This is a genomic window from Arthrobacter sp. 35/47 (assembly GCF_000520475.1).
GTDB classification, from domain to species: domain Bacteria; phylum Actinomycetota; class Actinomycetes; order Actinomycetales; family Micrococcaceae; genus Arthrobacter_D; species Arthrobacter_D subterraneus.
This window is the reverse complement of the sequence record NZ_KI914603.1, coordinates 127,715-146,632: the sequence shown is the minus strand read 5'-3', so window position 1 is coordinate 146,632 and position 18,918 is coordinate 127,715. Positions and strand designations below refer to the sequence as shown.

General features: G+C 64.5%; 18 protein-coding genes and 1 riboswitch. Of the genes, 16 read left to right on the top strand and 2 right to left on the bottom strand.

Going from position 1 to position 18,918, the window contains the following annotated elements:
- The first annotated feature begins 45 nt into the window (after nucleotides 1–45).
- From X803_RS0111175 to X803_RS0111155, 5 genes are read left to right on the top strand one after another with little or no spacing between them, the layout of a single operon-like run.
- The gene (locus tag X803_RS0111175; protein WP_026545205.1) at nucleotides 46–1,512 is read left to right on the top strand and encodes an aldehyde dehydrogenase family protein; all 1,467 of its coding nucleotides are present in this window, start codon (nucleotides 46–48) and stop codon (nucleotides 1,510–1,512) included.
- Nucleotides 1,513–1,559: 47 nt separating this feature from the next.
- A complete protein-coding gene (locus X803_RS0111170; protein WP_026545204.1) occupies nucleotides 1,560–2,720 on the top strand; it encodes an iron-containing alcohol dehydrogenase in 1,161 nt (386 codons plus the stop codon).
- Nucleotides 2,717–3,793: an Ldh family oxidoreductase gene (locus X803_RS0111165; RefSeq protein WP_051470686.1), complete on the top strand. Its 1,077-nt coding sequence runs from the start codon at nucleotides 2,717–2,719 to the stop codon at nucleotides 3,791–3,793. The genes X803_RS0111170 and X803_RS0111165 overlap by 4 nt, the downstream gene beginning before the upstream one ends.
- A gap of 4 nt (nucleotides 3,794–3,797) precedes the next feature.
- Nucleotides 3,798–4,496, top strand: a complete 699-nt coding sequence (locus X803_RS0111160) for an RraA family protein (RefSeq protein WP_026545202.1) — start codon at nucleotides 3,798–3,800, stop codon at nucleotides 4,494–4,496.
- Complete coding sequence (locus tag X803_RS0111155; protein WP_026545201.1) at nucleotides 4,489–5,487, top strand: 2-hydroxyacid dehydrogenase; 999 nt, start codon at nucleotides 4,489–4,491, stop codon at nucleotides 5,485–5,487. Before X803_RS0111160 ends, X803_RS0111155 begins: the two co-directional genes overlap by 8 nt.
- Nucleotides 5,488–5,529: 42 nt before the next feature.
- On the opposite strand, the gene gdhA is transcribed toward X803_RS0111155, so the two are convergent.
- Nucleotides 5,530–6,870 carry an NADP-specific glutamate dehydrogenase gene (gene gdhA, locus X803_RS0111150; protein ID WP_026545200.1) on the bottom strand — a complete coding sequence of 447 codons (1,341 nt, stop codon included), beginning with the start codon at nucleotides 6,868–6,870 and terminating at the stop codon, nucleotides 5,530–5,532.
- Between the two features lie 351 nt (nucleotides 6,871–7,221).
- On the opposite strand from gdhA, the gene X803_RS0111145 reads away from it, so the two are divergent.
- From X803_RS0111145 to X803_RS0111100, 10 genes are all read left to right on the top strand, one after another.
- Nucleotides 7,222–8,226 carry a LacI family DNA-binding transcriptional regulator gene (locus X803_RS0111145; protein ID WP_253907452.1) on the top strand — a complete coding sequence of 335 codons (1,005 nt, stop codon included), beginning with the start codon at nucleotides 7,222–7,224 and terminating at the stop codon, nucleotides 8,224–8,226.
- Nucleotides 8,223–9,788 carry a sugar ABC transporter ATP-binding protein gene (locus tag X803_RS0111140; RefSeq protein ID WP_253907451.1) on the top strand — a complete coding sequence of 522 codons (1,566 nt, stop codon included), beginning with the start codon at nucleotides 8,223–8,225 and terminating at the stop codon, nucleotides 9,786–9,788. The genes X803_RS0111145 and X803_RS0111140 overlap by 4 nt, the downstream gene beginning before the upstream one ends.
- The gene (locus X803_RS0111135; RefSeq protein WP_026545197.1) at nucleotides 9,781–10,764 is read left to right on the top strand and encodes an ABC transporter permease; all 984 of its coding nucleotides are present in this window, start codon (nucleotides 9,781–9,783) and stop codon (nucleotides 10,762–10,764) included. Before X803_RS0111140 ends, X803_RS0111135 begins: the two co-directional genes overlap by 8 nt.
- A gap of 46 nt (nucleotides 10,765–10,810) precedes the next feature.
- The gene (locus X803_RS0111130; protein ID WP_026545196.1) at nucleotides 10,811–11,755 is read left to right on the top strand and encodes a substrate-binding domain-containing protein; all 945 of its coding nucleotides are present in this window, start codon (nucleotides 10,811–10,813) and stop codon (nucleotides 11,753–11,755) included.
- Nucleotides 11,752–12,690, top strand: a complete 939-nt coding sequence (locus X803_RS0111125) for a ribokinase (protein ID WP_026545195.1) — start codon at nucleotides 11,752–11,754, stop codon at nucleotides 12,688–12,690. The genes X803_RS0111130 and X803_RS0111125 overlap by 4 nt, the downstream gene beginning before the upstream one ends.
- Complete coding sequence (rbsD, locus tag X803_RS0111120) at nucleotides 12,687–13,070, top strand: D-ribose pyranase (protein WP_026545194.1); 384 nt, start codon at nucleotides 12,687–12,689, stop codon at nucleotides 13,068–13,070. Before X803_RS0111125 ends, rbsD begins: the two co-directional genes overlap by 4 nt.
- A 64-nt stretch (nucleotides 13,071–13,134) precedes the next feature.
- Nucleotides 13,135–13,252: riboswitch (TPP riboswitch) on the top strand.
- Complete coding sequence (locus X803_RS19400; RefSeq protein ID WP_084033665.1) at nucleotides 13,242–14,708, top strand: sodium:solute symporter family transporter; 1,467 nt, start codon at nucleotides 13,242–13,244, stop codon at nucleotides 14,706–14,708. Its footprint overlaps the riboswitch before it by 11 nt.
- Entirely contained in the window at nucleotides 14,708–15,829 is a 1,122-nt protein-coding gene (locus X803_RS0111110) for a LuxE/PaaK family acyltransferase (protein WP_026545193.1), read from the top strand. The genes X803_RS19400 and X803_RS0111110 overlap by 1 nt, the downstream gene beginning before the upstream one ends.
- Nucleotides 15,826–17,343: an acyl-CoA reductase gene (locus tag X803_RS19395; protein ID WP_051470682.1), complete on the top strand. Its 1,518-nt coding sequence runs from the start codon at nucleotides 15,826–15,828 to the stop codon at nucleotides 17,341–17,343. The genes X803_RS0111110 and X803_RS19395 overlap by 4 nt, the downstream gene beginning before the upstream one ends.
- Nucleotides 17,340–18,158, top strand: a complete 819-nt coding sequence (locus tag X803_RS0111100; RefSeq protein WP_253907450.1) for a 3-oxoacyl-ACP reductase — start codon at nucleotides 17,340–17,342, stop codon at nucleotides 18,156–18,158. The genes X803_RS19395 and X803_RS0111100 overlap by 4 nt, the downstream gene beginning before the upstream one ends.
- A gap of 9 nt (nucleotides 18,159–18,167) precedes the next feature.
- Here X803_RS0111100 and X803_RS0111095 read toward each other — a convergent pair whose 3' ends face one another.
- Nucleotides 18,168–18,371, bottom strand: coding sequence for a hypothetical protein (locus tag X803_RS0111095; protein WP_035778715.1), 204 nt, complete (start codon nucleotides 18,369–18,371; stop codon nucleotides 18,168–18,170).
- Between the two features lie 248 nt (nucleotides 18,372–18,619).
- Here X803_RS0111095 and X803_RS22285 point away from each other — a divergent pair.
- The coding region (locus X803_RS22285; protein ID WP_035778633.1) for a hypothetical protein at nucleotides 18,620–18,918 on the top strand (299 nt) is incomplete at its 3' end.

Here is an 18,918-nt window from a genome sequence, read left to right as displayed (position 1 = left end):
CAGATCCGTTCACCGATCGCCTCCCACAAAAGAATCAGGAATGCCATGCCTTCCCCCATCAGGAAAACCGTCAGCAGCTACATCGCCGGGACCTGGACGAACTCCCCCGACGCATTGACCCACGAGACCACGGATCCAGGCCGCGCCGGCACTCCCGTGGGGAGGTACCAGCTCGCCACCCCTACCGACGTGCAGAATGCGATAGCAGCCGCCCGCGACGCAGCACCTTCCTGGGCCGCGACAACCGCCAATGACCGGATGGACCTCGTCTACGCACTACTCGACAAGTGGCCTTCACGCCAGCGGGACATGGCAGAGATCGCCACGCTTGAAATGGGCAAGGCGATCACCGAATCGATGGGTGAAACGACCCGTGCCATCTTCGAGATGCGCTATTGGGCGGGCGAAGCGTTACGCGGTGGTGACAGAACTTTCACCAGCACCCGTGCGAAGACAGACGCATACTCGATCCGGCAGCCGATCGGCCCGGTAGCTGCCATTACGCCGTGGAACTTTCCGATCCTCACACCGATCCGCAAGATCATCCCGGCGCTGGTATGCGGTTGCCCTGTGATACTGAAGCCCGCGCTACAAAGCCCCGGGTCCTCGGCGATCATCGCCGAACTCCTTGATGAGATCGGTGTTCCCGCCGGCGTATTCAACCTCCTCATCGGTACCGGTCGCAACGTCGGTGACACCCTCGTCAACAGCCCAGATATCGCCGGTATTACGTTCACCGGATCCACCGAGGTCGGCCTCGGCATCGCGACTGCCGCTGCCCGGCGCAACGCGCGGACCCAACTTGAGATGGGAGGCAAGAACGCCGCCGTCGTGTCGTCAATTTCCGACGTCGGCCGCGCGGCTACGGAAATCGCCACCGCTGCGTTTACCGCAGCCGGTCAGCGATGCACCGCGGTGAGCCGTGTGATCGTGACCAGGGACCTGCAGGGCCCCCTTGAGGAAGCGTTGGTTCGCCAGGCCGCCACGTTCACTGTTGGTCATGGTTTGGACGAAGGCACCAAGATGGGCCCACTGGTAAATACCAGCCAGTTCGAGCAGGTTCACCAGTACGTCGAGCAGAGCACCCGTGACGGGGCAAAAGTGCTGGTGGGCGGGCAACCGCTCAAGGACGAAGCGCTCGGGGACGGTACCTACTATCCGGCCACTGTGGTGACCGATGTCAAGCCGGGCACGGCCCTTGCGGTTGAGGAAGTTTTCGGTCCGGTTCTAGCGATCATTCCGGTCGACGACTTCGATGAAGCAATCGCCGTGACGAACGAGACCCAATACGGACTCACCGCGGCAGTGTTCACGGAGGACATGGATCTGGCACACCGTTTCGTCACTGAGGCTCGCAGCGGCATGGTCCACATCAATCATGGCACCACCAGCGAAGGTCATCTCCCGTTTGGAGGCGTAGCGCAGTCCGGGCAGGGTGCTTTCGGTATCGGCGACACGTCGAAGGAATTCTTCACCACCCGCAAGGTGGTCTATCAGGTATACGGCCAGTAGTAAGGCACTGACCTATCGTTCGCCAACGCTTCAAAGAAGAAGGAACTGTGAATTACCACCAACATTTTTCGTTCGAACTGCCGACTCGGATTGAATTCGGCATAGGGCTCATTGAGTCGCTCGCGGAGCACGTCATGCAGCTCGGCGGCAAGCGCGTGCTACTGGTTTCAGACAAGGGGCTGGTAGCTGCGGGAGTCGTCGGGCGGGTCGTTGACATCCTTACGTCCGCTGATCTGGACACACGCACCTTCACGGAGGTCGAGCCGGAGCCTGAGGCGGCCGGTGTGACGGAGGGTGCGAAGATTTGCAACGACGACGACCGTGACATCATTGTCGCGGTCGGCGGCGGCAGCGCCCTTGACACCGGCAAGTCCATTGCGCTCATGGCCAGGAACGCCGGGCACATTCGTGACTACTCCGGCCTGGAGATCCCCAGCAGCCCTGGACTGCCCGTCATCGCCATCCCGACGACGGCCGGCACCGGCAGCGAGTGCGCGGTGTGGTCGGTCATTTCGGAGAAGAGCCGGAACATCAAATACGGGGTCGGCGGACGGAACATGACCGCAACCGTAGCTATGTGCGACCCTTCGTTGTCCATCAGTCTCCCGGCACGGCTCACTGTGGGGACCGGACTCGATGCACTGACTCACGCGCTTGAGTCCTACGTAAATAAGGCAACGCAGCCGATTTCCGAGGCGCTTTCTGAAAAGTCCATGGAGCTTATTTCGCGGTCGCTTCGTAGTGCAGTGTTCAACGGCGCAGATGTCCAGGCGCGCGCGGATATGCTTCTCGCTTCCACGATGGCAGCGTGTGCCTTCGCTCCCACCCGCCTCGGTCTGGCGCATGCGATGGCAATGCCGCTGGGGGCCAAGGCAAAAATTCCGCACGGTGACGTGATTTCCATACTTCTTCCGGAAGTCATGCGGTTCAACGTCAATGCCAACCTGGCGAAGTTCGCTCGGATCGCGTCCATTTTCGACGTCGACACCCGCTCGCTCTCGCTTCGCGAAGCAGCCCATGCAGGCGTGGATGCGGTGGCCCAGCTCATCACGGACATCGGTGCACCAACCAGTCTCGCTGCTTACGGGGTTCAGGAGTCGGATCTGGAGGAGCTGGCCGAGGAAAGCATGGAATCGGGAAACATCGTGGTGAACCCGCGACCCGCCACGGCCAGCGATCTCGTCGACATCATGAGGAAGTGCCTATGATGAGCGTGCTCGTGCCTTTCCGGCAGCTCGAAGAATACTGCGCCCACATACTAGCGGCCGCCGGGCTTCCCGACGAGGACGCTTTGCTCGTGGCGTCGTCGCTGGTCGATGCCAATCTCCGCGGCGTCGATTCCCACGGCGTCAGCCGAATCCCGATCTACGTTAAGCGCCTGCAGCTCGGGTTGGTTAACACCCACCCGGACGTACGTGTCGTGAACGAAGCCGGCGGGGCGCTTGTTATCGATGGAGACAACGGAATGGGTCAGGTTGTCATGCAACGCAGCCTGGAGCTGGCACTCTCCCGCGTTCCGTCTGCGAAAACCGTTTCGGTAGCGGTAAAAAACTCGAACCACTACGGATCGGGAGCCTACTTCGCCAAGAAGGCGGCGGCCGCAAACACCGCGATTTTCCTCTACGGCAGCGCGCCCTCCACCATGGCCGCATGGGGCGGACGCGAGCGGTTCCTTGGGACCAACCCATACACGTTCTGCGTGCCTGCGGGAAACAGGGAACCGATGATCCTTGACATGGCGACCAGCGTCGTCGCCCGCGGAAGGATCATCCTGGCGCAGCAGGTGGGCGAGGAAATTCCCGAAGGCTGGGCCGTGGATCCCAATGGGGAGCCGACGACGGACCCGGAATCGGCGCTCGCCGGCAGCGTCCTCCCCTTCGGCGGTCCGAAGGGCTACGGCATCGCCCTCATGGTCGAGGTTATGGCTGCCATGTTCTCGGGAGCGGCGTCCGGACCGGAAATCGGGGATCTTTACGACGACCTTGACCGGCCGCAGGGGGTCGGTGCCTTTTTCACCCTGCACGACATTGGAGCGTTCCAGCCGCTGAACCACTTCAGTCAACGGATGGAACACCTGTTCGACGCCATTAAGCAAAGCGGACCGCCCGACCGCGAGGTTCTGATTCCGGGCGAATTGGAAGCCCGCGCGGCACAGCGCAACAAGGAGCACGGGATCTCAGTACCGTCCGCCGTCGTCGCCGATCTTGAGCGGCTGTCCCCTGACGGACGCCGACTCGCTAACCCAGACGACGCCATGACCAACGCAGCCACAAGGAAGTAGCGCAATGAATATCATCCGCCTTTATCCGGCATCCAACCAGATCGCCGAAGATGTCCTCGAGCGATACCGCCGAGTCCAAAGCTCGGCTGTGTCGGACAGTCAGGAGCGGGTATCCGGTGCCGTCAATATTTCGCCGGTCGGGAACTGCCTGGCCCCGCTGGAGGGCAGGTCAATGGTCGGCACGGCTCTCACGGTTCGTACTCGGGCGGGCGACAATCTTGCCGTTCACCAGGCTCTCGACCTTGCCCGGCCCGGAGACGTGCTTGTCATTGACGCTCGCGGTGAGGTGACAAACGCCATTCTCGGCGAGCTGATGACGTTGTATGCGGCTTCCCGCGGCATCGCCGGGATTGTGCTCGACGGCGCTATCCGTGACCACGACGAACTCTCCGCCGGCCCGATCCCCGTCTTTGCCCGCGGTGTTTCACACCTCGGCCCTTACAAGAGCGGACCCGGTGCTATTCACGCCGCCGTGACCGTAGGAGGAACTGTGGTGCACGACGGTGACCTCGTTGTCGGCGATGCCGACGGAGTAGTCTTCGTTTCACCCGACCGGATTGAACCCGTGCTCACCTCCGCCGAGGCCATCATGGCCAGCGAGATCAAACAGCGTGAGGCAATCGAGCGCGGAGAATGGGACCGCACCTGGATCCGGAATGCAGTATCCCTGATACACGTCGAAGAGGAATCGTTCAGTGTCTGATGGTCATGTCTACCTGACGCGTCCGCTGTCCGACGCCGTCATGACGTTGGCCTCCGGGCTGCCGGCACGGCTTGTCACGCACGAGGACAAGGAATTTCCTCCCAGCCGCGACCAGCTGCTGGAGGAGTGCCGCGGGGCGGTTTCGATTATCTCCATGCTGACCGAGAAGATCGATGCCGAGGTGATGGATGCGGCCGGGCCCGGGCTGAAGGCCATCGCGAACGTCGCCGTCGGCTACGACAACGTCGATGTGGGGGCGGCCGCCGAACGCGGAATCATCGTCACGAACACACCCGGTGTCCTGGATGAGGCAACTGCCGACCTCGCTTTCGCGCTGATTCTAGCCACTGTGCGGCGTCTGGTGGAAGCGGACCGTTTCATCGGCACCGCGAAGCCATGGATTTGGGGACCGCAGAGCTTCATTGGCCTCGACTTGAGCGCAGGGGCAACCCTCGGCATCGTCGGTTTGGGGCGGACGGGAATGGCGGTTGCCCGCCGTGCGAGGGCATTCCGAATGAACATTATTGCGACAGGCAGCAGGGCGTCCACCGCCGAGGCCGCCGATCTCGAAGTTCAGTCCTGCGATCTCGAAACCCTTCTCCGGACCAGTGATGTGGTCAGCTTGCACTGTCCGCTGACCAGCACCAACCGGCATATGATCGCTGCTCCCCAACTGGCTGCCATGAAGCCGGGAAGTTACCTGATAAACACGGCACGGGGACCGCTCGTGGACGAAGAGGCTCTCGCTGATGCTGTTGAATCCGGTCATCTGGCGGGCGCCGGTCTCGACGTCCACGAATTCGAACCGCAGGTCAACGAGAGGCTTCGGTCCCTGGACAAGGTTGTCCTCTTGCCGCACATCGGCAGCGCCGGCGCTGCAACCCGTGACGCCATGGGTAGGCTCGCCGTACGCAACATCGAGGCAATCCTGTCCGGCAGTGCACCCTTGACGCCCGTGACACCGGTTCAGGAGACGACGACGGTCGGTTAATGACGGATGGTCGCGGCGAGCGACCGTCCCATCCTTCGCCGGTTACACCACCCCGAGCGCCAGCATTGCGTTGGCAACCTGCACGAACCCGGCGATGTTGGCGCCGGCCACGTAGTTGCCCGGCAGCCCGTATTCATCGGCGGTGCTGGCGCATCGCTCGTGGATGTTCGCCATGATGTTCTCCAGCCGCTCCTCCGTGTGCTCGAAGGACCACGCGTCACGGCTGGCGTTCTGCTGCATCTCCAGCGCCGACGTCGCCACACCGCCGGCGTTTGCCGCCTTGCCCGGACCGAACAGGATCTTCGCCTCTTCGAAGAGTTCGATCGCCTCGGGTGTGCTCGGCATGTTGGCGCCTTCGGCGAGCGCAACCAGGCCATTCGAAAGAAGGCGCTTCGCAGCGGCGTCGTCCAGTTCATTCTGGGTGGCGCACGGCAGGGCGACGGTCGCGTCAACGTCCCAGACTGAACCGTCCGCAACGAAGGTGGCCGAGGCGCCGCGCTCCTGCGCGTAGTCGCTGACCCGGCCACGCCGGTTCTCCTTGATGTCGCGGAGGAGTTCGACGTCGATGCCCTGTTCCTCGACGACGTAGCCGGAAGAATCGGAACAGGTGATGACGTTCGCGCCGAGCGCCTGCGCCTTGGCGATGGCGTGGAGTGCAACATTTCCCGAGCCGGACACGACGACGCGCTGCCCGTCGAACCCGAGCCCGCGGGTTGCCAGCATTTCCTTCGCAAAGAGCACGGCGCCGTAGCCTGTTGCCTCCGGACGGACCAGGGAACCGCCCCAGCCGATGCCCTTGCCGGTCAGGACGCCGGACTCATAGCGGTTGGTGATCCGCTTGTACTGGCCGAACATGTAGCCGATCTCGCGGGTGCCGACGCCGATGTCACCGGCGGGCACATCCGTGTATTCACCAATGTGCCGGTAGAGCTCCGTCATGAACGACTGGCAGAAGCGCATCACCTCGCCGTCGCTGCGTCCGCGCGGATCAAAGTCCGAGCCGCCCTTGCCGCCGCCGATCGGCATACCGGTCAGTGCGTTCTTGAAGATCTGCTCGAAGCCCAGGAACTTCACGATGCCCAGGTACACCGAAGGGTGGAAGCGGAGGCCGCCCTTGTAGGGGCCGAGCGCCGAGTTGAACTCCACCCGGAAGCCGCGGTTGATGCGGACCTTTCCCTCATCATCGACCCAGGGGACGCGGAAAATGATCTGGCGCTCCGGCTCGCAGATCCGCTCGAGGATGGATGCCTCGACGAACTCGGGATGCTTCTTGAGCACCGGAGACAGGGAATCGAAGACCTCATACGCGGCCTGGTGGAACTCCGTTTCACCTGGATTCCGGCGCACCACTTCATTGCGGATTGCTTCCATTGCCGGGTCCATTCGATTTCTCCTTCGCTGCAGAGGTACCGGGCAAGACTATCGCCGTGGACCTCTGCAGTGCACAACGGAACGGGATGAAGACGACGCACTGGACCCGCTCCTTCGCATTCACTTTCACATCCCGGATTCCCCCACTTCCGGCGCTGAAAAGGCCTTTCAACGGCGTGTCGGCGGCAACACGCCGGAGGGGCTGCCAGAAAGAGGGGAAAGCGGCTCGGGCCGAGCGTGGCTCGGACCGCCAACTCACCGCCAGGTGTGATTGACGTCTCCACGCGACGTGTGCCATAGTTTGTAATCGATTCCATGGAAACGATTCCACGGCACGGAAAAGCAGGAGCACAGGTGCGATCAGTGACGATCAAGAGCGTCGCCGACATGGCGGGCGTCTCGGTGGCGACAGCCTCCCGTGTGCTCTCCGGCCACCCCTCCACTTCCGAGGTGGCCCGCACCGCCGTCCATGAAGCAGCCAGCACACTCGGTTTCCGGCCAAACGCCCAGGCCCGCTCGCTGCGCAAGACCAGCACGCAGACCATCGGCCTTGTGCTCCCCGACGTCCGCAACCCCTTTTTCGCGGATCTCGCTCACGCTGTCGAGCAGCGTGCCCGCGACTTCAAGTACCTCACGCTCTTCGGCAACGCCAACGAGGACACCGAGCAGCAGGACCGCTACTTCGACATCATGCTCACCCAGCGCGTCGATGGCCTCATCGCAGCACCACAGGGAGACCTCGCCGACCTGCAGGCGGTCCTCGACAGCGGCGTCCCCACAGTCTTCGTGGACCGCGTCATCCCGGACACCACCGTTCCCAGCGTCACGCCGGACAACGCCACCGGCATCCAGGAAGCAGTGCGCCACCTGACCGGTCTCGGCCACCGCCGCATCGGCTACATCGCAGGCCCGCAGTCAACCTCCACCGGCCGCGAGCGCCTCGCTGCCTTCCAGTCCGCGCTCACCGAGACCAACGCGGACGACGACGGCGCTCTCATCTTCTTCGGCGACTTCCAGTCAGCCAGCGGTGCGGCAGGCGCCCGACGCCTGCTCGAACTCCCCCAGCCTCCCACCGCGCTGCTCGCCGCGGACAGTCTCATGAGCATCGGCGCTGTCGGTGTCTGTAACGAACGGGGCGTTGCCATCGGAAAAGACATCGCCTTCGTGGCCTATGACGACATCGAAGCCTTCAGCCTCATCAACCCGGCGCTCACCGTGATTGCCCATGACGTCAACGCCATGGGCAGGCTCGCCGTCGACCTGCTCACCCAGGTCATTGCCGGAGAAACACCGGAATCAGTCATCCTGCCCAGCCGCCTCATTGTCCGCGGATCCACCCCATCCCTTCCAGGAGGCACAGCATCGTGAGCGACACCCCTGTGACCAACAATCCCCCAGCCGGCACGCCGATCCTGACGCTGGATAATGTCACCAAGTCCTTCGGACCGGTGACGGTCATCAAAGGCGTAACCGTCAATGTGCATCCCGGCAAGGTGCAGGTGCTCCTTGGAGAAAACGGCGCCGGGAAATCCACGCTCATCAAGATGATGGCTGGCGTCTACCAGCCCGACGGCGGGCGCATCCTCGTGGACGGCAAGGAAGTACGGCTTCCCGATACCAACGCTTCCGAGGCCCTCGGCATCGCCACCATCCACCAGGAACTCAACCTCGTGGGCTCGATGACCGTTGCAGAAAACATCTGCATGGGCCGCTTCCCCCGCCGTTTCGGCCTCGTGGACCGCAGGCATATGCGGAAGGTCGCCAGGGAGGCCCTGAACAAGATCGGCCTCGACATCGACGTCGACCACAAGGTCGGTGAGCTCGGCATCGCCCGCCAGCAGTTAGTTGAAATCGCCAAGGCGCTCAGCCTCAATGCGCGCATGCTGATCCTCGACGAGCCGACGGCGGCGCTCACCAAGCGTGAGATTTCCGCGCTCTTCTCCGTGGTCGAGGATTTGCGCGAGCGCGGCGTCGGCATGGTGTTCATCTCGCACCACCTGGACGAGATCGCCGCCATCGGAGACTCCGTCTCGGTGCTGCGCGACGGCGAGTTCGTTGCCGAGGTACCCGCCGACACGCACGAGGATGAACTGGTCCGCCTCATGGTGGGCCGTTCCATCGAGCAGCAATTCCCCCGCCGCCGCGAGTACCGCGGCCCAGCGGACACACTCCTCGAAGTGGAGGGTCTCTCGACCAGGGGAATGGTCAACAACGTCTCCTTCTCGGTGAAGGCCGGTGAGATCGTCGGCCTGGCCGGGCTGGTGGGCGCAGGCCGCACCGAAGTGATCCGGGCGATCGCCGGCGTCGACCCCTACACCACGGGTTCCGTCCGTGTGCGCGGCAAGGACCTTCCCAAGTCCAGCATTGGCGCTGCCATTCGTTCCGGCGTCGGACATGTTCCGGAAGACCGGAAGGCGCACGGACTGGTGTTGGGCGCAGCAGTCAACGAGAACATCGGCTATGCCACGCTCTCGACGACGGCGAAGTCCGGGCTTGTGGACCGCTCCGGCCAGCGCAAAAGGGCACAGGATGTGGCCGACAAGCTGCGCATCCGCATGCACAACCTCGACCAGGTGGTGGGTTCCCTTTCCGGCGGCAACCAGCAGAAGACGGTCTTCGCACGCTGGATCGTCGCCAACTCGACAGTGCTGCTGCTGGATGAACCAACCCGCGGAGTCGACGTCGGCGCCAAGGTCGAGATTTACGAACTGATGAACGCAATCACCGCAGCTGGCGGCGCCGTCGTCATGGTGTCGAGCGAACTGCCCGAAGTGCTCGGCATGAGCGACCGCGTGCTCGTGATGAGCGGTGGACATATTTCCGGAGAATTGAGCGCCGACGACGCCACGCAGGATGCCGTGATGTCGCTGGCGGTGCGCGATGTACAGCGCGATCTTGAAGACAAGCTGATGGAGGACGGTCATGAATAAGGTTGCAACGGCTCCGGCGCCCGAGAAGGCGCCCGGAGGATCCCGGATAGGGAGGTTCCTGGCCGACAACGGCGCACTCGTGGGCCTGTTCGTCCTCGGCCTGGCTCTGTTCATCGCCACGCCGGACTTCCTCACCGGGCCCAACCTGCTGAACATCGGCATCCAGGCATCCGTCATCGCGGTGCTCGCGTTCGGGCTGACCTTCGTAATCGTCGCGGCGGGTATTGATCTCTCGGTCGGCTCCGTTGCGGCGCTCTCGGCCATGGGATCCGCGTGGATGTTCTCGCAGGGTTCCATGCCGGGATGGGTAGCTCTTGTCGGAGGCCTCCTGATCGGCGCCCTCAGCGGTGCGGTAAGCGGTTTTGCCGTGGCTTACGGGAAGCTGCCGTCCTTCATCGCGACCCTCGCCATGCTCAGCGTCGCCCGTGGCCTGACGCTGGTCATCTCAGACGGCCGGCCCATCGGCACCGCTCCCGACGTTTCCTTCCTCGGCGGCAACATCGGCCCGATTCCGATGCCCATCATCGTCCTGGTTCTCGCCGGCCTCGTTGCCGCGTTCATCCTCAACTTCACCGTCATGGGCCGCTACATGTACGCGGTCGGCGGCAACCGGGAAGCTGCCCGGCTCTCAGGTGTGCCCGTCCGGAAAGTACTCATCACGGTGTTTGCGCTCTCCGGACTCTTCGCGGGCCTCGCCGGCCTGCTGTTGTCCGGCCGCCTCGACTCCGCCCAGCCACAGGCCGCCGCGGGTTATGAGCTCGACGCGATTGCCGCCGTCGTCATCGGTGGCGCCTCGCTTGCCGGCGGCATCGGCCGGATCAGTGGCACCCTGGTCGGTGCCCTGGTGCTCGTGGTGATCCGTAACGGCCTCAACCTCCTCAACGTCTCCTCCTTCTGGCAGCAGGTGGTCATCGGCCTGGTCATCGCCGTTGCTGTTGGAATCGACTCCCTGCGGCGCAAAAACCAACCGCACTAGAACAAGCACTTACTCCGTCCAACCAATCCAAAAAAAGGAAACAACAATGAAGTTCTCCGCACCCCGCAAGGCTGCCGTCCTGACTGTGTCCCTGGCTCTGGCGTTCTCCGCCACTGCCTGCAACCGCGGCGGCGAAGAAGGCGCCGAGGGATCGGCGTCCGCCACGCTCGCCCTTTCCACGCTGAACAACCCGTTCTTTGTCGAACTACGCGACGGCGCCGAAGCCGCCGCTGAAGAAGCAGGCATCGAACTCGAAGTGGTCGATGCGCAGAATGACTCCGCGACCCAGACCAACCAGCTCGCCACCGCCGCCACCAGCGGCACCGACGGTGTCATCATCAACCCGGTGGACTCCGACGCCGCAGCCGCCTCGGTTGCGCCGCTGATCGAGGGGGACATCCCCGTCGTCGCAGTGGACCGTGCAGTCAACGGCGCCGAGGTGGGCTCGCTGGTCTCCAGCGACAACGTTGCCGGCGGCAAGCAGGCAGCAGAGGAACTCGCCAAGGCCATGGGCGAAAAGGGCAAGGTCATCGTCCTCCAGGGCGTCGCCGGAACCTCTGCCAGCCGTGACCGCGGTGACGGCTTCGAAGAGGGCATCTCGGCCTACCCGGACATCGAGGTGGTCGCCATGCAGACCGCCAACTTCGACCGCGCCGAAGCCCTCAACGTAGCCACCAACCTGCTGCAGGCCAACCCGGATGTCACCGGCATCTTCGCTGAAAACGATGAGATGGCCCTCGGCGCCATCCAGGCTCTCGGCGACCGCGCCGGGTCCGAGGTCATGGTCGTCGGCTTCGACGGCACCGAGGACGGGCTGGCTGCCATCGAGGAAGGCACCATGACTGCCACCATCGCGCAGCAGCCCGCCGAGCTCGGCAAGCGCTCCGTCGAGGTACTCCAGCAGCTCCTCGCCGGCGAGACCGTCGAAGCAACCATCCCCGTTCCGGTCACCACCGTGAACTCGGAGAATGTCGGTGAATTCACCAAATGAGCACACGGCCGCCGGGCGTCGTCGTTGTAGGGTCCATCAACGCAGACCTCGTAGTAACACTGGAACGCCACCCCCAGCCGGGCGAAACCCTGCTGGGACGGACCATGACGGTGATGCCCGGCGGCAAGGGCGCCAATCAGGCTGTAGCTGCGGCGAAGCTGGGAGCATCGACCACCATGGTCGGTGCCGTGGGCAGGGACGCCTACACCGACGTCGCGCTCTCCGGTCTGCTCGCTGCCGGAGTCCATACCGATGGCGTTGAACGTCTTGGCACCACCACCGGCGTCGCCATTGTGGAAGTCGACGACGACGGTGAGAACACCATCGTCGTCATTCCCGGTGCCAACGGGGAGGTTTCACCCTCACTCGTTTCTTCGGCTGTGGGCTTGATTGCCGACGCCGGCGTGCTGGTCCTGCAGGGCGAGATTCCTGCCGCCTCGGTTGCCGCAGCGGTTGCTGCGGCCCGGGGCAGGGTGCTGATCAACCTGGCACCGGTGGTCGAGCTGGAGCGCTCGACCCTGCTGCGTGCCGACCCGCTCGTGGTCAATGAACATGAGGGTGCACTGGTGCTGAGGCAGCTGACCGGTGCACCTGCGCCGTCGGACCACGCAGAAACCGCCCGTGCGCTCCTTGCCTGCGGCTTCGGGTCTGTCGTGATGACGTTGGGCGGCGCCGGTGCGCTCCTGGCAACGTCATCGGGCGTGCTCGAAGTTCCGGCACCGCGGGTTTCCGTGGTGGACACCACCGGCGCCGGAGACGCGTTTGTTGGTGCACTGGCAGCCCGGTTGGTTGCCGGCGATCCACTTCCCGACGCCGTCACCTTCGCGGTGCGGGTCGGCGCGTTTGCGGTCGGCGCGGAGGGCGCACAGCCCTCCTATCCGTCGCTGTCCGACGTCCTCCCGGAGGCACCGTCCGAGGCGGGAGTGCGGGCATGAAGAAAACCGGAATACTGAACGGACCGGTGAACGCCCGGCTGAGCACCCTGGGCCACGGGCATCTGGTGATGATCACGGACTGCGGCATGCCGCTTCCCGACTCTGCCGCCGTCGTCGACCTCGCCCTGGTCAAGGGAATGCCGCGGTTTGTCGATGTGCTGCGGGCGGTGCTCGCCGACGTCGAAGTCGAGGGGTCCATCATCGCCTCGGAAGCGTCCGCGACCGCGGTGGAGGACGCTGTGCGGGGTGAGGGACTCGCCCCCGCCATCGTGAGCCACGAGGAGCTGAAGGAGTTGCTCGCGGAGGCCCGGCTCATCATCCGGACCGGTGAAGCGACGCCGTTTGCCAACGTGGCGCTGCGTTGCGGGGTGACGTTCTAGGGGTTTTCCTCCTGCTTACCGTGACGGGCCGGCTTGAGCAGGCACACCGACACGACTACAGTCGGAACCGAACAACGGGAGCTCGGGCATGACCGGGCTGAGAGGGCGGCTGGAAAGCGCCGCTGACCGCACGAACCTGTCCGGGTAATGCCGGCGAAGGGACTACATTCCATGCTGGGATTTTCCGTAACTGTCATCATTCTGGTTGCTGTACTCGGCGCTTTCGCCTGGGTAGGGCTCGGCGTCGGCCGTGACCGGAATCTTGAGGAATTCGCGGTAGCGCGCAACAGCCAGACCGGCCTCGGGCTTGGTCTCTCGTTCTTCGCCTCCGGGGTAGGCGCCTGGATCCTTTTCGCTGCCCCGGAAGTCGGTGCGTCAGCGGGAATCTCCGGCGTCATCGGCTACGCACTCGCCCTCACCGTTCCGCTCCTCGGCCTCGTGCTCGTCGGCCGGCGGCTGCGGGCGCTGGTGCCGGCCGGGCACAATCTGGCGGAGTTCGTCCGGCTCCGCTTCGGCAGGGCGATGTACGGGTACGTCCTGGCCATCTCCATGCTCTACATGCTTGTTGCGCTGTCCGCCGAACTCACTGCAGTGGGCGGAGTATTGGGAAGGCTGTCGAGCCTTGAACCACGGGTGGGAATCATCGCGGTTGCCATCATCACTGCGCTGTACACCACCGTCGGTGGGCTCCGCGCCTCGATACGCACCGACCGCTGGCAGTCCTGGATGCTGTTCGGGCTACTGGCGATCGTGGGCATCGCCCTGGCAACGGCGTTCGGGGAGCCCGCGGGTCCGGCGGACCCGGCGCTCTTCCGGATCGATCTCTCGGGCATCGAGGCGGCGCTGACACTCATCGTCGCGGTCACGGCCACCACCCTGTTCCACAACGGCTACTGGCAACGGGTATGGTCCGCACGCGATCAGCGAGCCCTCACCCGCGGTGCCGTGATCGGTGCTCTCACGCGCTTCCCTGTGGTCTTCGCCGCCGGCCTGGTGGGACTGCTCGCCGCCGCCCACGGCATTTTTCTGGGCAACCCTCCGGTGCCGTTCTTCGCCCTGCTGGAATCCCAGCCTGTCTGGGTACTCGGAGCGGTGCTGATCCTCACCCTGGCACTCGTCGCGTCCACCGTCGACACACTGCAGAACGGACTGGCTGCCACGGCCGTAACCTCCATCCCCTCCCTCGGCCTGAAGGGCGGCCGCATTGCCACGGTCCTTTTCACCGCAATCCCCGCGGTGGTTGCCTTCCAGGGATTCTCGGTCCTGCGGCTGTTCCTCATCGCCGACCTGTTCTGTGCCGCCACGCTCATCCCCGCGCTGCTGGGGTTGTGGCGCCGCTCCACGGCTGAAGGAGCGATCAGCGGATCGGTGGCCGGCCTTGCCGCTGCCCTCGGGTACGGTTTCCTCGCCGGAGACGGCAGCCTCAGCGGCGCCGTCGCTATCGCAACCTTCGCCGGTGGGCTTTCCCTGCCTCCGTTTCTGGCGGCGCTCGGTGTGTCCGCAATCGTCGCCGTCGTCGTGTCTCTGGCCGGCCGGCGCACCGCTGACCTGACCGGACTCAATGCCCAGGTGAACGCCCTCGACCCAGTATTGGGACGCCCGGTGGACGAGGCTGAACCGGCCGCAGAGGCACGCTGATGCCGGAACGCGACTCACTCGACCTCGAACTACAGGCCTACATCGAAAACGGAATCAACGACGACGCCCGCTTCAACGAACTAGCTCTTCAGCTTTTCGACTACCAGTACCGGCGCAACGCGGCCTACCGGCGCTTCTGCCGCTCGCGCCGGGCGGAGCCGGGAAGGCTCTTACGATGGGAGCAGATTCCCGCCGTACCGCTGACCGCGTTCAAGGACCTCACCCTTGCCTGTGAGCCGCCCGAGGACGCCGCCGCCGTCTTCATGACCAGCGGGAGCACGGATCCTTCCCGCCGGGGCCGCAACTACCACCCGCACCTGCACCTGTACGACGCGTCGCTGCGGGCCGGATTCGCCCGCTCTTTCCTGCCGGACCGCCGCACCATGCGCATGCTGGTTCTCAATCCGAGGCCTCACCAGCAACCCAATTCCTCCCTGGCCTACTTCCTCGGACGGCTGGTCGACTTCTTTGGGACCGAGGACAGCGCGTACCTGATGGACGGCGACGACCTGCAGATCGACAAGGTGGTTGCGGCCCTGCGCGAGGCCGAGACAACCGGTGAACCGGTGGCCCTGCTGGGTACCTCATTCGCGTATGTCCACCTCCTGGATGCGTTGGAGCAGGAGGGGCTGACGTTCCATCTCCCGGCGGGCAGCCGGCTGCTCGATACGGGCGGGTTCAAGGGCCGCTCCCGTGAGGTGTCGGCCGAGGACCTGCGCGCATCGTTCATGCAGAGTTTTGGGATCCCTGCCCCCTGGTGCATCAACTACTACGGGATGACTGAAATCAGCACCCAGTACTACGACAACACGCTCCGCGACGCCTTACTTGGGCGTGATATCCGTTCCCGTCACAAGACGCCGCCGCCATGGAGCCGCATCCGGATCATCGACCCGGAAACCGGAGCAAACCGCCCTCCAGGAGAGAAGGGCCTGGTGGTCCACTACGACCTGGCCAACAGGGGCTCCTGCCTGGCGGTGCTTGCCGAAGACAGCGGGTATGATGTCTTGACGGATAACCCCGAGGACGGCGGGTTCGTTCTGCTAGGCCGCGCTGAGGGAGCTGAGGCGCGCGGCTGCTCAATCGCCCTTGACGAGATGCTCCAGGCGAACCGTCCATGAATCCGGCTTCCCCGGACGATCCTGCGGTGGACGGGTTCTTCCTCCCCCAGCTCACACAGGAGGAGACAGCCGCCCTCGAGTGGGAAGCACGTGCCTGGGGCGGGGTGACCCTCCGGATGCCGGTGGTGAGGCCGGATCTCGTTGACCGCGTGGCTGCCCGGCTCCTGGAAAACCAGCGGTCTTACCTGGCAGACCGGCCGGTGATGGAAACCGTCGCCGCCCTTGGTCGGACCGCCGACCGGTGGTCGAATCCCGACTATCCCCTGCGCCGGCAGGCCGAGCAGCTGATTCCCTCCATCACAGGGTATGCCCCCGAGATGGTCCGCCGTGGCCTGAAGGAGTACCTTAAGACGTTCCGCCAAGACCGGCTTCTCCGCTTCCTCGCGCAGGATTTCGACAACCCGCTGGTTCTGGACGGTTTCCAGCCTTCCCGTGCCGGTGGACGCACGCGCGCCTACGGGCCACGGCTCATCACCCAGATCTTCGCGGGCAATGTGCCGGGGGTGCCGGTATGGAATCTGGTCTGCGGACTGCTGGTCAAATCCGCGACACTGGGCAAATCGGCGTCGGGCGAACCGCTTTTTCCGGTCCTGTTCGCCCGCAGCATCGCCGAGGAGGACCCGCAGCTTGCCGCCTGCCTTGCCATCATGCACTGGCCCCGGGGTGACACGCTGATTGAGGATGCCGCCTTCAACCATTCCGACGCCGTCACCGCCACCGGTGGTTCGGCTGCAATCGACAGCATCCGGCGGCGTCTTCCGTCCGGCATGCCCTTCGTTCCCTACGGGCACAAGGTGAGTTTCGCCGTCGTCGGACGGGAAGCCCTGGCGCTGAACCGCTACGCGGACACCGCGCGATTGGTCGCCTTCGACGCCTCACACTACGACCAGCAGGGCTGCCTGTCCCCGCACTGCGTCTTTGTGGAGCGCGGCGGCGCAGTAGATCCACGGGAGTTCACGGCCGCTGTCGCCGCGGAGATGGCCCGGTTTGAGCGCAGTAAGCCCCGGGCGCGGCTCACCCTCGAGGAGAGCGCGGCGATAGAGCGTATCCGTTCCTCCTACGAGTTCCGCTCCTACGATGACGACGCCGTCTCGCTGTTCTCCAGTGACACCGGCACCAGCTGGACAGTCGTCTACGAGGAAGCTCCCGCCCGATTCGAGCCGTCGCCGCTGAACCGGCTGCTGCGGATCCACCCGGTGGACGGAATGGACGACGTCGAACGCCTGGCTGCCCCGATCCGCCGGCATCTGCAGACGGTCGGCATCGCCTGTCCGCCCCAGCGGCTGGCCGAATGGGCTGATGCCCTCGGCCGCTGCGGAGCCGACCGCATCTGCGCCGTCGGACAGATGCCCGCACCGGCGCCGGGCTGGCACCACGACGGACGGGGCAACCTCACGGCACTGGTCCGGTGGACTGACCTCGAAGGCGCGGCTGAGACAGCCCTCGAGCAGTACGACCCGGAGTGGACCATCCCGGCCCGGCAGAATCCGAATCCGATGGGAGTGCAGCAGTGAACGGTTTTCCGCCAGCGTTACCAGGCGGCACGCAGCTGGGAAGCAGCGACCTCCTGCGGGACAGGGTTGCCATCGTCACCGGAGCAAGCCGCGGGATCGGCGCAGCCATCGCGCGCGGGCTCGCCGCCCACGGGGCCGCTGTTGCCATCAATTACCTGCGGAACCACGACGCCGCCCAGCGTGTCGCCGAGGAAGTGGAGGCACTCGGCGGCCGGGCCGCCGCCTGCGCCGCAGATGTCACAGATCCCGACGCCGTCACCGCCATGGCCGCGGAGGTCACCGACCGCTTTGGGCCGGCGAACCTGCTGGTGAACAATGCTTTGCGCAATTACTCGTTCGACCCGCTGTCGCGCCGCACGGCGTGGGACATTCCCTGGGAGGATTACCGGTCCCAGTTCGAGGGCAGCGTGGGCGGCGCGTTCAATGTGTGCCGGGCCGTTCTGCCCGGCATGCGGTCCAGTGGGAGTGGGCGCATCATCAATCTCCTCACCGACCTCATCGAACGTCCCAGCGTCCCCTACCACGACTACACCACAGCCAAGACAGCGCTCTCAGGATTCTCCCGCAACCTCGCCGCCGAATTGGGACCCTTCAACATCACGGTGAACTGCGTGGCTCCGGGCCTGGTCTATCCCACCGACTCCAGCCACGCCACTACGGATGAGCAGCGGGATGCGCTTGAACAGTCAACGCCGCTGCGCCGACTGGCCGGCCCGGACGACGTCGCGGGCGCGGTCCTGTTTTTCGCGAGCGATTGGTCCAGCTTCGTCACGGGGTCGACGTTGTTTGTCGACGGCGGTCTGGTGATGCGGTGAGCGGAGGACTCAGTCCACAAACTCCGACTGGATCTCGATGAAATCCCAGTCCCTCGGTGGGAGGGTGGAACCGGTCAGATCAGGCCCGCCAGCCTCCCACACCGCGCTCGCCGCCTGGGGATCGACATTCTGCGCCCGCAGGTTCTCCCGGAACCATTCCTTATGTGTGGTGTCCAGCAGGATCCACCACTGCTCTATGCGAAGTTCGGCCATGATGCACCCCTGAGTGATCGGAACGTACTTCAACGGTAGGCGCGCCGCCACGGACCTTCAAGGGTGACCGAGCCTCCTTCGCGGATGCGCCGCCAGGGACATTGGTGGCCAAGTGCCGTGGCCGACCGGCGATAGTCGGCGGTTCCGGTTGGCGAAACCTTACCGTTGTGGATAACCGGTGCGTCACTTCTCCTCCACATTGACTGTTGAGGGTCGATAATCGTACACGTGTTCGATAAATTTGATTCATGGCCATCGCACTCCACGAGCACCGACTGCAGGAACCCTCTCTGCTGCAGTCAGTGCGGGCCGACCTCGAGGCCTTCAGCACCGAACTCGCTGACGGGTATCTCCTGCAATCACGCAGGGAAACCGCTGCAGCGCTGGTGGAAATCGAGGAACTCTCACGGCTTGTCGATCATCTGCAGCTACTTGCGGTGTCCGCGGTCGTCAGCCAGGACATCGCCGTACTCGGCGAATCGGGACCCGAGCAGGCCACGTCCGCGCAGGACTGGAACGTAACCATCTCATCATCGACCTCGCTGTC

What these genes read in the sequence shown, in the direction of transcription:
- X803_RS0111095 (WP_035778715.1), bottom strand. Translation starts at nt 18,371, where the DNA reads ATGGCCGAACTTCGCATAGAGCAGTGGTGGATCCTGCTGGACACCACA.
- X803_RS0111135 (WP_026545197.1), top strand. Translation starts at nt 9,781, where the DNA reads ATGAATAAGGTTGCAACGGCTCCGGCGCCCGAGAAGGCGCCCGGAGGA.
- gdhA (WP_026545200.1), bottom strand. Translation starts at nt 6,870, where the DNA reads ATGGACCCGGCAATGGAAGCAATCCGCAATGAAGTGGTGCGCCGGAAT.
- X803_RS0111125 (WP_026545195.1), top strand. Translation starts at nt 11,752, where the DNA reads ATGAGCACACGGCCGCCGGGCGTCGTCGTTGTAGGGTCCATCAACGCA.
- X803_RS0111130 (WP_026545196.1), top strand. Translation starts at nt 10,811, where the DNA reads ATGAAGTTCTCCGCACCCCGCAAGGCTGCCGTCCTGACTGTGTCCCTG.
- rbsD (WP_026545194.1), top strand. Translation starts at nt 12,687, where the DNA reads ATGAAGAAAACCGGAATACTGAACGGACCGGTGAACGCCCGGCTGAGC.
- X803_RS0111160 (WP_026545202.1), top strand. Translation starts at nt 3,798, where the DNA reads ATGAATATCATCCGCCTTTATCCGGCATCCAACCAGATCGCCGAAGAT.
- X803_RS0111175 (WP_026545205.1), top strand. Translation starts at nt 46, where the DNA reads ATGCCTTCCCCCATCAGGAAAACCGTCAGCAGCTACATCGCCGGGACC.
- X803_RS19395 (WP_051470682.1), top strand. Translation starts at nt 15,826, where the DNA reads ATGAATCCGGCTTCCCCGGACGATCCTGCGGTGGACGGGTTCTTCCTC.
- X803_RS19400 (WP_084033665.1), top strand. Translation starts at nt 13,242, where the DNA reads ATGCTGGGATTTTCCGTAACTGTCATCATTCTGGTTGCTGTACTCGGC.
- X803_RS0111110 (WP_026545193.1), top strand. Translation starts at nt 14,708, where the DNA reads ATGCCGGAACGCGACTCACTCGACCTCGAACTACAGGCCTACATCGAA.
- X803_RS0111165 (WP_051470686.1), top strand. Translation starts at nt 2,717, where the DNA reads ATGATGAGCGTGCTCGTGCCTTTCCGGCAGCTCGAAGAATACTGCGCC.